Source organism: Nostoc sp. (assembly GCF_036918015.1).
Classification (GTDB): domain Bacteria; phylum Cyanobacteriota; class Cyanobacteriia; order Cyanobacteriales; family Nostocaceae; genus Nostoc.
Map to the genome: position 1 here is coordinate 374,890 of NZ_JBALEO010000098.1, position 13,429 is coordinate 388,318.

The window sequence follows — 13,429 nt, forward strand, 5'->3', positions numbered from 1 at the left end:
CTGACTCCTGAATTCTGACTCCTGAATTCTGTTTAGATAAAACTTCTACACATAAATTTGGCCGATTTTGGAAAGCTTTTATATAAATTTATTTTTTATTAACTAACCTCAATTAAATAAAGCATTACCCAAACTTAATCACAATCAAATATTTTTTCTTCAGCATTATCTTAAGTAACCAAATCATCCCCATGACACTCTCAAGACGTAAATTCTTTGCAGTAGCAGGTACTACTGCTGTCGGCACTTTGATGGTGTCTCCTGTAGAAGGTCTTCTTGCCAGAAAAGCCTTTGGTAAAAAACTTGGTAGAGGATATGGCCCACTTTTACCAGATCCCAATCGCTTGTTAGATTTACCAAGCGGATTTAAGTATCAAGTCATCTCTCGCACAGGAACACTGATGAGCGATGGCAATCTAGAGCCTAGTAATCATGATGGTATGGCAGCCTTTCCTGGCCCCAAAAACACAACCATTCTGGTTCGCAATCACGAACTTAGCATCAATTCTGATACACGAGTACAAGTACCAAATCCCTACGATCCCATTTGCAGAGGTGGCACTACGACTTTGGTTGTTGGACGCGATCGCCAGTTGATCAAACAGTTCAGCTCTCTCGGCGGAACCATTCGTAACTGTGCTGGTGGTTTAACTCCTTGGGGTTCATGGATTAGCTGTGAAGAAGATACAACTATACCAAGTGCAACTAATGGAGTCACAAAGTTACACGGTTACAACTTTGAGGTTCCAGCTAGCGCCACCTCTCCTGTAACTCCAGTGCCTCTAGTTGCGATGGGACGGTTTAATCATGAGGCTGTAGCTGTAGATCCCAAAACTGGATATGTCTATCAAACTGAAGATAAAGGAGATAGCCTCTTCTACCGTTTTATCCCAAAAGTTCCTGGTCGGTTAAAAGAAGGAGGTATTCTTCAAGCTTTGAGGATTATAGGTAGACCAGGAGTCAATACCAAGACCGGTTTCGTAGTAGGACAGAAGTTGTCTGTAGATTGGGTGAATATTCCTGACCCCAACCCAACAACTACAGATAATGTCAGAGTGCAAGGTCGCAACTTAGGTGCAGCCCAGTTTAGCCGTGGGGAAGGCATCTGGTATGAGGACAACAAGGATAAGAAGGATAAAAAAGGCAACAATTGCAAAGGAGAATTTTACTTCACTGCTACAGATGGTGGCCCTGTAGGCGGTGGTCAGGTCTGGCGCTACATTCCAGGTGAAGAGACAATTGAATTGTTTGTCGAGTCTCAATCTAAAGATGAACTCGATATGCCCGATAACATAGTCGTAGCACCTTTTGGCGATCTTATCCTCTGCGAGGACGGAGACGATGACAATTTCTTAATCGGTATTACTCCCAGTGGTGAAATCTACAAATTTGCACGTAATGCCCTCCAAACAGGTGAGTTTGCTGGAGCCTGTTTCTCACCTGATGGTCGTACTTTGTTCGTCAACATTCAAAGCCCTGGTATTACTTTAGCTATCTGGGGCCCTTGGAAGAAGTAATGGAGGCTAAAATTCCTAAAGCGAAGTCTTAGCTGATTTTTGGCAAATGCTTAAACCCGAACAAGAAATTATTTCGTCTAAAAAATCCATTGTTCGGGTCTTCTTGAAAAGAGTATAAAATCTCAAACTACCTCTTTTTTTGAAGTTCGTGCATACTTCTAACAACCTTTGTGACTAAATTTCTGGGCGTAAATCTGACGCTTTCAGTTAATATCTTATTTCTCATCCCAGGAATAACAACAGTTTTGTTTTTCATTAAGCCGCGATAACCAATTCTAGCAACGGTTTCCGTATCCATCATTCTGTTAACGTTAGCAATCTTTGAATCTTCCATTGCAGCATTTTGTTGGAATTCCGATGCTGTTGGACCTGGACAAAGAACAGTCACACTGACACCTGTGCCCTCTAATTCATTCGCGATCGCTTCTGAAAATGATAATACATAGGCTTTAGTAGCAAAATAAACTGCCATTAAAGGCCCCGGTTGAAAAGCAGCCGCTGAGGCCACATTTAATATTTTTCCATAGTTTTGCTCGACCATATCTTTGAGGAACAACTTCGTTAAATGAGTCAGGCTGACCATATTTACCTGAAGCATTTTCAATTCAGTGCTGAGGTCTGTTTCGCTAAATGCTCCATAAGTACCAAAGCCAGCATTGTTAACTAGCACATCAATCTTGATGGATGCTTGCTGTAATTCTGTGAAAATTTCTTCTGGGGATGTGGGGATAGATAAATCCTTAACAAAAATTTTGACAAAAATGCCGAATTTTTGGGGAAAATCATCTACAATTTCAGTAAGTTTTTGTTCATTCTTATCTACTAACACAAGATTATAACCATGACGAGCAAAAATCTGGGTTAATTGATAGCCTATCCCACTAGCTGCTCCTGTAATTAAAGCAGTTTTTTTTTGCCGACTTACGGATGTTTTATTCATGCTAAAAAAATGGTGAATCTGAGTTAATTAATTTAAGTTTTATAAAAATCGCTACAGCAATATATAATATTTGCTCTAGCGATTTTTATGCAAACAATAAATGATGCTAACCACCTGAAACCACTATGCTTCAATCCAGGATATTAGACGTAAATATAAAAATCTGTATCTATATAAACAAGAGCAATAATATTTAAGATTGTCATCAATGCCACAACATAATTCCGTTGCTATAACTGACGTGCAAGCAGCACAAAAGCGAATTTTGGGGATTGCCCACCGCACGCCTGTACTAACATCTAGAATCGTTAACGATCGCACCAATAGCCAAGTGTTTTTTAAGTGCGAAAACTTTCAACGCACGGGGGCATTTAAATTTAGAGGCGCATACAACGCCCTAGCCCAATTATCGGCAGCAGAAAAACAAACAGGCGTTCTCACCTATTCATCGGGAAATCATGCCCAAGCGATCGCTTTGGCTGGACAATTACTGAATATTCCCACCACCATTGTCATGCCTGATGATGCACCTGCTGTTAAGCAAACTGCTACTCGTGGCTATGGTGCAGAGATAATTTTGTACAATCGCCAAGAAACAAACCGAGAAGAATTAGCCCAAAATTTAGCAGATGAGCGCTCTTTGACACTCATTCCCCCTTACGATCATCCTCATGTAGTCGCCGGACAGGGGACAACTGCTTTAGAATTAATCCAAGAAGTTGGTGAGTTGGACTTACTATTAGTTTGTTGTGGCGGTGGCGGATTACTTTCAGGGTGTGCGATCGCAGCCAAGTCACTTTTACCCAATTGTAAAGTAATCGGGGTAGAACCAGCCCTTGCCGATGATGCTACCCGCTCCTTTCACACCAAAACTCTGCAAACAGTCAAAAATCCTAATACCATCGCCGATGGTGCGCGGACTCCTAGCCTTGGTCAAATTACTTTCCCCTTGGTGCTGCATTACGTCGATGATATGGTGACGGTATCGGAAGAAGCGATTCTTCGCACCATGTTTTTCTTGTGGGAACGTCTGAAAATTGTCGTTGAACCCACTGGGGTATTAGCTGCTGCTGCTTTACTCGAAGGTGTGGTGACAGCACCAGAGGCGAGAATTGGTGTCATCATCAGCGGTGGAAATGTAGATTTGGGGCAAGTTGGTAAATTGTTTTCTGTGGGATTGGATTGAAAAGTTAAATTTCCAATTGACAAACTGCGATGCCTACGGGCTGCGCCTACGCACTTTTGATGATGGGGCTGATACGATCGCCTTCAATATCGAGCGATGTCTGGCGACAAGCAGCTTTGCGTATACACACTTCTGGCGACTAACTGTGTCAAATAAGCGATCGCACTTCTGATGATGGGATTGATGTGGGCGATGTCTACGACGGGCTATTCGGCGTCGCACTCTGAAAAATTGTGTCAAATCAGTGATGTCTGGCGACAAGAAGCAAAGTTTCTACGCAGTAGCTTAGTGGCATGAGGATGAACAGTAAACCTAAGAATACTGACCTGCCCAAATCAACCTGTCCCGTTCTTCTAACCGCTCTGATTGATTAAATTGGAGAATTACAACAGTTACGCGCCCAACTGCTGTCAATGGTGCAATCTCTGCTCCATTCAGCTGAAAGTGATCGCTCCATTTTTGAGTCCTTGGATTGAAAAAGGGTGTTAGTTTCCCCGTTTCAGGATCGAGTGACCCTAAATCAGTACCCTTTGCACGATTACAATATGGACAGGCAAGAGCTAGATTTTCTGCTTCAGTAGTGCCACGATGTTTTTCGGCAATAATATGTTCCATCTCAAAGCTAAATAGTGCCGCACTCTGAGGAAATAAGCAGTACTCACACCTTTGCTTCGCTCTTTCAATTACGAGTTTCCGTAATTGGGCTGATACATAAGTCATGGGTTTTGGCGCAATTGCTCGAAGGTATGAGCTTTTGCCATACGGACAAGATGTTCTATGGTCAGATAGCGTTCTAGTTCCGCTTCACCTTTAGCTGAAAGTGTTCCTGCTTTACTTTGTGCTAGCAAATCACTGACACGAGCCTGGAATTCTGGTGAGGGTCGGATTGCTAGAATTTGTTCTGGTGTAGGCTGACTGGACAACAACCCAATAATCTGTTTCTCATCGAGAAAATTGCTAGACTGTTCGCTCAATAACTCTTTTAAACCGCGTTCCACTATCTCTTGTAATCGGTCTTGGAACTGCTGTAATTGCTGTCCTAGCTCCTCAGATACCTCAACAGTGATTTGCATCATCTAGCCCTGTTATTTTTTAAATCTATCTATTAGTTATAAGTCTAGCTATAAATCAATCTATTAGTTTAATTTTATCGGTATCTGGTATAACTAGTTACTGCAATCGCACTTTTGATGATGGGGTTGATATGGGCGATGCTCTGGTTTGTTTACGAAAGCCTTAAGTTGAAATTAACTTGCCAAAGTTGCCTTGTGTCAGTAAGGGAAAGTACGCAAACTGTATTTAGCTAACAACTACAGCGTACAAACAAATACTTGTCTGTATAATCTAGTACGCTAAAAATGAACTTACAGAAATTAAGCGATCGCGAGTTGGAAGTATTGATGCAGTTATTTTTGATAATAAGGCAAAACTAAGTATCTGTAAACGTAAATTTTATCCCTGGTGAAACTGAGGCATCTGATATTTAGTAAAACTGTAGTATGGCTTTTTAACCCACTTTCATTTCTCTCTTCCACAGAGGTAGAGGCTTTGAAACCCAGTTTTAGTTTTTCTCTGCTTGGATGAAAACACACCATCATTTACTTGGAGAGAAAGCTTACTTGGTGGGGTAGATTTCTGAGGTTTTAATATTAGCAATAATACTTTTCAAACGTCTTTTTAAACAAGCTTTCATTTATTTAAACTACATCTGTATACAGGGAAAATGTTTTTTCCTGCGTGGTCTAGTTAATTAATAAAGTGCTACAAATGACATTTATAATCCAAAAATTGTGTTGATAATGAAGTAGCGATCGCTTATTTACCAGAAAAATCTGCTTGAAAAACCTAGAAAATCAGGGTTTTTACGAACAAAATTTACCTATGTTAATATTGTTTGGTTTAGGTACGGATATTCAGTATGGTTCTCATAAAGACCGTTCTAAAAAATTCAGAGCAAGTTACTGGCTTGTTTTCCCATCTCGAATTTGATGGCAAAAAACTCAATCATCAACCGGGTAGTGTATTGGGGAGTACTGCATTGATTGCAGGAACCACTGTTGGGGCTGGGATTCTCGCTCTACCAGCCGTTACCCTGCCATCGGGTATTGTGCCATCCACATCTGGACTAATTGCTGTTTGGCTCTACGCTTTAGTGTCAGGGTTATTGGTTGCAGAAGTTACCTTAAACACGATGCGAACAGAAGGGCTTTCAAGTATAGGTTTTTTAGGAGTTGTTGAGAAGATCCTTGGTAAGGTGGGAGCGCGAATTGCTGGCGGTGCATATTTATTCATGCATTATGCTCTGTTGGTGGCATACATCACCGAAGGCGGAGAGATTTTAGGAGTGGCGGCAGCAAAAATCTGGGGTATACAGATATTGCCTACATGGGTGGGCACAATGGCTTTCACGCTCTTATTTGGTGGCATTATGTATCTTGGGCGAGAAAAGTTTATTGAGAAATTAAACAGCGCCTTTGTCGGAATTGTCATCGTTTCCTTCTTAGGACTATTATTTCTAGGAGGAAGGCATATTCAGAGTGCCCAACTATTATTTCAAAACTGGAGTGCGCTCGGCAGTGCCATTTCAGTGATGTCTGTGGCGCTGTTTTTCCAAAACGTTGTGCCGCTAGTTGTGACGCAACTCGAAGGGGATGCCCGCAAAATTCGTCAGTCCATCTTAATTGGTTCTGTGATTCCTCTGATTATGTTCTTGGCGTGGAATGCCGTAATTTTAGGAAGCGTCAGTCCCGATATGCTACATAGTACATCTGACGGTACAAGTGTTTTTGATCCACTACAAATTCTCCGAGGAGGTAGTGCAGGGCAATGGTTAGGAGTGCTAGTATCCATTTTTTCAGAGTTTGCGATCATCACATCATTCATTGGATTTGTGTACGGGTTGCTGGATTTGTTCAAAGATATTTTCCTACCTGCACAGTGGCAACTTTCTAGCCGCCTACCCCTCTATTCACTGGTTCTTTTCCCGCCGATGACTCTCGGAACGCTTAACCCCAGCATCTTTTTTACTGCCCTAGATTACACTGGAACATTTAGTATTTCAGTTCTAGGTGGAATTATTCCGGCGTTAATGAGTTGGAAGCAACGTCAAGAACAAGAAAACTCAGATAGCACAAATCAACCACTCGTTCCTGGCGGCAAGGTGACACTCATTGCGATCGTTGGAGTGGCATTAGCGATGATGGGAAGACAAATTCTGTCAATTTACACCAAATAAAACCATCAATAAAAATTATGTCCTACAAAAAACTATCATTGTAGTATAAATATATTAACCACAATCAAACTGCAACATGAGAGTTAAATGACTAATGACTAATGACTAATAACCAATGACAAATGACAAATGACAAATGACAAATGACAAATGACAAATGACAAATGACAAATGACAACTTAATCAAATGAGTGATTCTCGACTCGTCAAAATCAGCAAATATCTCAGCAAATATCTGCGACATACACCGGATGCCATTGGCATTAAACTTGCTCCTGATGGTTGGGTTGCTGTTGATGACTTACTTGCCGCTTGTACTCAAAATAAGTTTCCGATTACCCGCCAGGAATTACAGGTGGTAGTTGAATTTAACGAGAAGCAACGCTTTTCTTTTGATTCTACAGGTAATCTTATTCGTGCAAACCAAGGACATAGTGTAAAAGTCGATTTACAATTAGAAACTGTTGTTCCTCCAGATCGGCTTTATCATGGCACGGGACGCAAATCTGTAGAGTTAATTCTGCAAACAGGACTCTGCAAAATGTCGCGACATCATGTACATTTATCAAAGGATATAGAAACAGCACAAACTGTTGGTGCTAGGCATGGAAAACCAGTAGTTTTTGCTGTAAATACTGCGGCAATGCATCAGGCAGGTTACATCTTCTATTGTTCGGCTAATGGTGTTTGGTTAGTCGATTGTGTGCCACCTGAGTATCTACAAAAAATTTGAATTTTAACAAAATAGAATATTAGACCTTTTGCATAAATCAAAAATAAGAAAGAACCCCGCCCCGCCAAAGCTACGCTTTGTCTCCCTGCCCTAATCCCCAGAGAGGGCCCCGAGTTCCCCGCAAGCGGCTACGGTGTACACACATCTCTAAAAATCCTACCCACCCAATATTTCTGTTCAAGTGAAAATCGCACACTGAGCAAATATTACGCCCAGAACTAAAGTTCCGGGCTGATAGCTAAAGTCCACTAAGCGTGGACTGAACTAAGGGACTTCCAAATAAAAAAATATTCCAAAACTGACGCAAAAATCCTCTTAATCTCTCCTCTCTCTGTGTTCTCTGCGTCTCTGTGGTTCGTTTTTTGGGATAATTTATTCCTTGGAAATCCCTAAATTTCTTGTTTAGTCCTCTAAAAGATGACTTTCGCTATGAGACTCGGAATTTATTCCGAGGCGTGATAGATACACTGCACTAACACTTGTGTGTACACCGTAGCCGCTCTTCGGGAGGGGTTGGGGGTGGGGTGTTAGCGACTTTTGCAAGAGGTCTATTGAACAGGTATTTGCAAAGAAGTTAGATAATGCGGAAGTTGCAACAATTACTGCATATTTGAATTCAACTCAGATCAATAGACTTCTTGCACAAATACAAAATTTGCCCTTATCCCCCAACCCCTTCTTCCATTTTTGGGAGAAGGGGAGCCAATTTAAAAGTCCCTCTCCCATTTTTGGGAGAGGGATTTAGGGTGAAAGCTCATTGATTCATACAAGAAGTCTAATGTACCCATAGCGCTTGTACTCCTAATACTGTATTCTCTGATAGATTAGCGTTTGCAAAACCAGGAATTAGCAATAATTCCATTCCGGTTTACACCAGAAAAGGTAACTTTGTAGATTTGTCTATAAAATTACAAACTCTCAATAGTAAAAATACTATCAATCTCTTAGCCTACTCACCCAATGTAGGTTAAAAATCTCACCAAACAAGCATTTTAGACCTATCCAAACCCCAAGATGCCTTCTAAGCGAATCTTGTTTATCAGTAACGGCCACGGAGAGGACAACCACACCTCTCATGTTATTCAAACCCTGCGCCAATTGTGTCCTTCGATTGAGATGGCGGCAATGCCAATTGTGGGTGAAGGAAAAGCTTACCGCAGCTTGGACATTCCCATTATTGGGCCTACACAAATAATGCCCTCTGGCGGATTCTTTTACATGAAGCGCCTCTATTTGCTCAAAGATTTTCAATCGGGATTGATTGGGTTAACGTGGCAACAATTACAAGCGGTGTTGCAGTATGCTCCTAACTGCGATTTAATTATGTCTACTGGAGATTTTGTCTCCCAGACATTTGCTTACTTAACCAAGCGTCCCTTCGTTTCGTTTATCTCTTGTCTTTCTGCCCTCTATGAAGGGCGATTGCGTATCAATCCACTGCTGTGGCACGACCTTAATTCTTCTCGATGTCTGACAGTTTTTACCAGAGATTCCTATACGGCTTTCGATCTTCAACGGCAAGGTATAGCTAAGGCTCAGTTTGGTGGGATTCCAGCTTTAGATCGCCTTGTCCCCATTGGCAAAGACTTGTACCTGAAACCGGACGTTCCTGCGATCGCACTTTTACCAGGATCGCGGATGCCGGAAGCCGCGCGAAATTTCAGTTTGCAGTTGCAACTGGTAGTAGAAATCGCCAAGGTGATGCCTGAGCCAGGATTCCAGTTTCGTGCCGCCTTATTACCAAATTTGATGGCGCAATTAGACGACATTGCTAAAAGTCAAGGTTGGCAACTGAATCAAGGTATACTCACCTATTCTCCTCCAGGAAGTTCTGCTGAGGAATCACCACTTGTAGAAGTGAGATGTTACTCAGATGCTTTCAGTGATATCGTATATTACTCTAACCTCGTCATTGGTATGGCAGGGTTGGCAGTGGATTTAGCTGTAGCGATCGGCAAACCTATTATCCAGATTCCCGGAGAAGGCCCTCAATTTACCTATCAATTTGCAGAAGCGCAAACGCGGTTGTTGGGCATTTCTGCCCAAACCATCGGCACTAAGCCAGCAACCCCTGAGATTCTCAAGCAAGCAGCGAAACGAGTAGTTGAAACTTTACAAGATTCAGACTACCTCGCTAAGTGCAAAGAAAATGGCCCTGAGCGATTTGGCCCACCCGGCGCATCTGAGAGAATTGCCCGCTTTCTACTAAACTCTCTAGGAGAAACTGAGTAGAATATTGCGTCAGAATTCAGGAGTCGGCACGGTTCGGTAACATGATGTGGTAGGCTAACGCCGTAATGCATCTCAATTCTGAATCCTGACTCCTGACTCCTGAATCCTGACTCCTGAATTCTTACTTACTTATGAAAGTCCGCTCTAGTTACTGGCAACTGTTGCCTTATCTTTGGCCCCAATGGCCGCTGTTAATCCGGGGATTGGCTTGTATCTTAGGATTTGTGTTATTCACCCTAGCAGTGCCCTATTTAGCAGGTCAGGTCGCTTTTTATCTTGGCCAGGGAAATGTAAACAAAATTGCCTACTGGCTCGGACTAGCCACTTTAGTTTTTTTGGTTCGAGGGCTTTGTCAATACGGGCAGAATGTCTTTATGATCGCTGCTGCCCTGAACATGGTTTTAAACTTGCGTAAGCGGGTTTATGCTCACCTGCACAAACTTGGATTAGACTACTTTGAAACCACACAGACAGGAGACTTGACTTATCGCCTGACTGAAGATATCGATCGCGTCGGCGAGATTGTGGACAAGTTATCCCATCAGTTTCTTTCCAATTTGTTGCAGTTAATTGCGATTCCCATTTACATGCTCTACCTGAATTGGCCGCTCACTCTTGCGGGTTTGGTTTTGGCTCCTTTAATGGCTTGGTTAATCGGGCAATTTGGTCAGCGATTACTCGTGCTATCTCGCCAGAGCCAAAATCAAGTTTCCAATTTGTCGGCGATGCTAACTGAAGTATTTAGTGGGATTCGCGTCGTTCAAGCTTTTGCAGCCCAAGAATATGAGGTGAAGCGATTCAATAAAGAAGCAGAAATCAATCGCCAAGCTAAGTATCGCGCTCTACAACTCAAATCCATTCAGTTTCCCGTTGTTGGTTTTTTGGAAGCAGTTAGTATTATGCTGCTGTTTTTATTGGGAGGATGGCAGATTTCTCAGGGGCAACTGACATCTCAAGGGTTTATCAGTTTCTTGGCTGCTGTGGCTTTACTGATTCAGCCAATCGATATGCTGATTAGCAATTACAACGAGTACAAACAGACCGAAGCTTCTGTTGAACGCATCTTTGAACTGATGGCAAAGGAGCCTAGTATCAGCGAAAAATCGAATGCTCAGGCAATGCCACGAGTTATGGGCAAGGTAGAGTATCGTCATGTCGATTTCGCCTACAATCCCGACCAGCCAGTGCTAAAGGATCTCTGCCTAGACGCTTCTCCTGGTGATGTCATTGCCTTGGTTGGTTCTTCTGGAGCCGGTAAATCGACGTTAATCAACCTTTTACTTCGCTTCTATGACCCTCAAAGGGGTCAAATTCTGGTTGACGATCTTGATATCCGTGATGTCACACTCACCAGCTTGCGCCATCAAATTGGCATTGTTCCCCAGGATGTTACTCTTTTTTCGGGAACGATCGCTGAAAATATCGGTTACGGTCAAGAAGAATTAGATTTAGCAGCGATTCAGGAAGCAGCCAAGATTGCCAACGCTCACTCCTTTATCACCCAGTTTTCTCAAGGTTATCAGACTTGGGTGGGAGAGCGGGGAGTTAACCTATCGGGAGGACAACGCCAAAGATTAGCGATCGCCAGAGCAGTTGCCAACGATCCTCGAATTCTCATCCTGGATGAGGCCACCTCTGCCCTAGATTCGGAATCAGAAGCACTAGTTCAAGAAGCGCTAGAACGAGTGATGCAAAATCGTACCGTGTTTATTATCGCCCATCGCTTGAGCAGCGTTCGTCGGGCTGATTGCATTCTCGTAATCGAACAAGGAGAGGTGGTTGAAGCTGGTACTCACACCTCCCTCCTGTCTCAAGAAGGACGGTATGCCCGTTTTTACGCCCAACAGTTCTACTCTACAGATGAGTAGTAGTCTGTCAATAAATAATTGATGGATAAATTCCCTGTAGAGACGGCGATTTATCGCGTCTCTCTAACTTTTTCAAATCAACACCCCAGCAATACAAGCGGTGATAAAACCCGCTAACAATCCGCCAATCATTGACCTTACACCCATACGAGCTAAGTCATGTTGGCGATTAGGTGCTATCCCCGCAATGCCGCCAATGGTAATACCAATTGAACCGATATTTGCAAAATTACATAATGCGTAAGTTGTAATAATTACTGCCCGTTGAGAAATTTTTCCACTTTCAATTAGTGCCTTCAAATCCAAAAAAGCAATAAACTCATTCAAAATTGTTTTTGTACCCAACAAAGCCCCAACTTGCCGACAATCAGCCCAAGGTACGCCCATTAACCACGCCATGGGAGCCATGATAAAAGACAAAATCCACTGTAGTGAGAGTTGTTGTAAGCCCACAAATGCACCCAACCATCCCAAAAGGGCATTCAGGGCGGCTAATAATCCTAAAAAGGCGATAATCATCACCCCAACATTAACTGCTAGCTTCACGCCGTCAATTGCTCCGGTGGTAGCAGCATCAATTACATTTACATAATTGGTTTCTACATACGCTTTTGCCTTACCAGCCGTCTCTGATACTTCTGTTTCTGGATAAAGTAATTTTGATACCACCAACGAAGTGGGAGCAGTCATAAAGAAAGCAGCAATTAGGTGTTCTGCTGGGATGCCAAAAGAAAGATATGCTCCTAGTACTCCCGCCGCAATTGTGGCAAAACCACCCGTCATCACGGCATGGAGTTCCGATTGCGTCATATTCGCTATGTAAGGTTTAACCATCAGCGCCGACTCTGTTGGCCCCAAAAAGATGTTACCTGCACAAGATAAAGATTCAGAACCCGATGTTTTCATCGTTTTCATCATTACCCACGCCATCACATTTACGATTCGCTGTAAAATGCCGTAGTAATACAAGACGCTGATGAAGGCAGAGAAAAAGATAATTGTCGGCAGCACTTGGAAAGCAAAGAAATGATCCTTAAAATTTTCTCCAAAGACAAATTTTGCACCAACATCAGAAAATGCTAAAAATTGCCCGACAATATCTCCCAGAGATTTAAACACATTTAAACCCCAAGGAGTTTTAAGAATTACTAATGCAAACACAAATTCCAATCCCAAACCCCACGCCACTATTCGCCAACGCACCGCACGACGATTAACAGAGAAGGCGTAGGATATACTGAGAAAAACTAAAATTCCCAACGCAGAGATGGCGCGTTCCATGTTTACTCCTGAAAAGGTATTGTTAAGGCACTTAGTCACAGAGCATACACAAAATCTGCCTTTTTTTGGGGTTTTTTAGTTAATTACTAGAATTTTGATCCTGTAAATAAGGATAACTGGTGGTAGATAATATTTCGATACGATATTTCATCAATCAGTTGGCAGATTATACTTGCGGCGCTGTTCTTGGGCAAACTCATGAAAAGACCGGAACCGTCCTGTCTCAAAATCATCTAATCCTTGTTGAATCCCCTTTATTGCCTCCTCTGATTCTTGTACTTCCCACTCTAGGACACTGGTAAGCAACTCAGACGCTACAAGACTAACATCTTGACCTTGCCGAGCAGCTTTGTCGCGTAGTAATGCTTCTAATTCTGGGCTAAGGGTAATGACAATTGGCATAGAGCTACTTCCTTTGGCATTCAGCTTGTGCGCGA

The 13,429-nt window shown here is 42.5% G+C and carries 12 protein-coding genes; 7 read left to right on the forward strand and 5 right to left on the reverse strand.

What is annotated here, in order from left to right; genetic code table 11:
• Positions 1-191: 191 nt before the first annotated feature.
• Complete coding sequence (locus V7K61_RS32285) at positions 192-1,517, forward strand: alkaline phosphatase PhoX (protein WP_335059986.1); 1,326 nt, start codon at positions 192-194, stop codon at positions 1,515-1,517.
• A 127-nt stretch (positions 1,518-1,644) separates the two neighbouring features.
• On the opposite strand, the gene V7K61_RS32290 is transcribed toward V7K61_RS32285, so the two are convergent.
• Positions 1,645-2,457: an SDR family NAD(P)-dependent oxidoreductase gene (locus V7K61_RS32290; RefSeq protein WP_335059988.1), complete on the reverse strand. Its 813-nt coding sequence runs from the start codon at positions 2,455-2,457 to the stop codon at positions 1,645-1,647.
• Between the two features lie 208 nt (positions 2,458-2,665).
• Here V7K61_RS32290 and V7K61_RS32295 point away from each other — a divergent pair, with 208 nt between their 5' ends.
• Both V7K61_RS32295 and V7K61_RS32300 read left to right on the forward strand, forming a co-directional pair.
• Positions 2,666-3,643, forward strand: a complete 978-nt coding sequence (locus V7K61_RS32295; RefSeq protein WP_335059990.1) for a threo-3-hydroxy-L-aspartate ammonia-lyase — start codon at positions 2,666-2,668, stop codon at positions 3,641-3,643.
• 16 nt (positions 3,644-3,659) lie between these two features.
• A complete protein-coding gene (locus V7K61_RS32300) occupies positions 3,660-3,815 on the forward strand; it encodes a hypothetical protein (protein WP_335059992.1) in 156 nt (51 codons plus the stop codon).
• Positions 3,816-3,955: 140 nt separating this feature from the next.
• Here the strand turns inward: V7K61_RS32300 and V7K61_RS32305 are convergent, their stop codons facing one another.
• A complete protein-coding gene (locus tag V7K61_RS32305) occupies positions 3,956-4,363 on the reverse strand; it encodes an HNH endonuclease (protein WP_335059994.1) in 408 nt (135 codons plus the stop codon).
• A complete protein-coding gene (locus V7K61_RS32310) occupies positions 4,360-4,719 on the reverse strand; it encodes a hypothetical protein (protein WP_335059996.1) in 360 nt (119 codons plus the stop codon). Before V7K61_RS32310 ends, V7K61_RS32305 begins: the two co-directional genes overlap by 4 nt.
• An 842-nt stretch (positions 4,720-5,561) precedes the next feature.
• Here V7K61_RS32310 and V7K61_RS32315 point away from each other — a divergent pair.
• The 4 genes from V7K61_RS32315 to V7K61_RS32330 all read left to right on the forward strand — a co-directional run bounded on the left by V7K61_RS32315 (position 5,562) and on the right by V7K61_RS32330 (position 11,711).
• The gene (locus V7K61_RS32315) at positions 5,562-6,878 is read left to right on the forward strand and encodes an amino acid permease (RefSeq protein ID WP_335059998.1); all 1,317 of its coding nucleotides are present in this window, start codon (positions 5,562-5,564) and stop codon (positions 6,876-6,878) included.
• A 187-nt stretch (positions 6,879-7,065) separates the two neighbouring features.
• A complete protein-coding gene (locus V7K61_RS32320; RefSeq protein ID WP_335060000.1) occupies positions 7,066-7,611 on the forward strand; it encodes an RNA 2'-phosphotransferase in 546 nt (181 codons plus the stop codon).
• A gap of 1,014 nt (positions 7,612-8,625) precedes the next feature.
• A complete protein-coding gene (locus V7K61_RS32325; protein WP_335060002.1) occupies positions 8,626-9,843 on the forward strand; it encodes a lipid-A-disaccharide synthase-related protein in 1,218 nt (405 codons plus the stop codon).
• Positions 9,844-9,974: 131 nt separating this feature from the next.
• Positions 9,975-11,711 (forward strand): ABC transporter ATP-binding protein, encoded by a 1,737-nt coding sequence (locus V7K61_RS32330; protein ID WP_335060004.1) that lies wholly within the window; start codon positions 9,975-9,977, stop codon positions 11,709-11,711.
• A 72-nt stretch (positions 11,712-11,783) separates the two neighbouring features.
• Here the strand turns inward: V7K61_RS32330 and V7K61_RS32335 are convergent, their stop codons facing one another.
• The gene (locus V7K61_RS32335) at positions 11,784-12,992 is read right to left on the reverse strand and encodes a NupC/NupG family nucleoside CNT transporter (RefSeq protein WP_335060006.1); all 1,209 of its coding nucleotides are present in this window, start codon (positions 12,990-12,992) and stop codon (positions 11,784-11,786) included.
• Between the two features lie 150 nt (positions 12,993-13,142).
• On the reverse strand, positions 13,143-13,394 hold the full coding sequence (locus V7K61_RS32340) for a hypothetical protein (protein WP_335060008.1): 252 nt from the start codon (positions 13,392-13,394) through the stop codon (positions 13,143-13,145).
• Positions 13,395-13,429: the final 35 nt, after the last annotated feature.

What these genes read in the sequence shown, in the direction of transcription:
- V7K61_RS32285 (WP_335059986.1), top strand. Translation starts at nt 192, where the DNA reads ATGACACTCTCAAGACGTAAATTCTTTGCAGTAGCAGGTACTACTGCT.
- V7K61_RS32290 (WP_335059988.1), bottom strand. Translation starts at nt 2,457, where the DNA reads ATGAATAAAACATCCGTAAGTCGGCAAAAAAAAACTGCTTTAATTACA.
- V7K61_RS32295 (WP_335059990.1), top strand. Translation starts at nt 2,666, where the DNA reads ATGCCACAACATAATTCCGTTGCTATAACTGACGTGCAAGCAGCACAA.
- V7K61_RS32305 (WP_335059994.1), bottom strand. Translation starts at nt 4,363, where the DNA reads ATGACTTATGTATCAGCCCAATTACGGAAACTCGTAATTGAAAGAGCG.
- V7K61_RS32310 (WP_335059996.1), bottom strand. Translation starts at nt 4,719, where the DNA reads ATGATGCAAATCACTGTTGAGGTATCTGAGGAGCTAGGACAGCAATTA.
- V7K61_RS32315 (WP_335059998.1), top strand. Translation starts at nt 5,562, where the DNA reads ATGGTTCTCATAAAGACCGTTCTAAAAAATTCAGAGCAAGTTACTGGC.
- V7K61_RS32320 (WP_335060000.1), top strand. Translation starts at nt 7,066, where the DNA reads ATGAGTGATTCTCGACTCGTCAAAATCAGCAAATATCTCAGCAAATAT.
- V7K61_RS32325 (WP_335060002.1), top strand. Translation starts at nt 8,626, where the DNA reads ATGCCTTCTAAGCGAATCTTGTTTATCAGTAACGGCCACGGAGAGGAC.
- V7K61_RS32330 (WP_335060004.1), top strand. Translation starts at nt 9,975, where the DNA reads ATGAAAGTCCGCTCTAGTTACTGGCAACTGTTGCCTTATCTTTGGCCC.
- V7K61_RS32335 (WP_335060006.1), bottom strand. Translation starts at nt 12,992, where the DNA reads ATGGAACGCGCCATCTCTGCGTTGGGAATTTTAGTTTTTCTCAGTATA.
- V7K61_RS32340 (WP_335060008.1), bottom strand. Translation starts at nt 13,394, where the DNA reads ATGCCAATTGTCATTACCCTTAGCCCAGAATTAGAAGCATTACTACGC.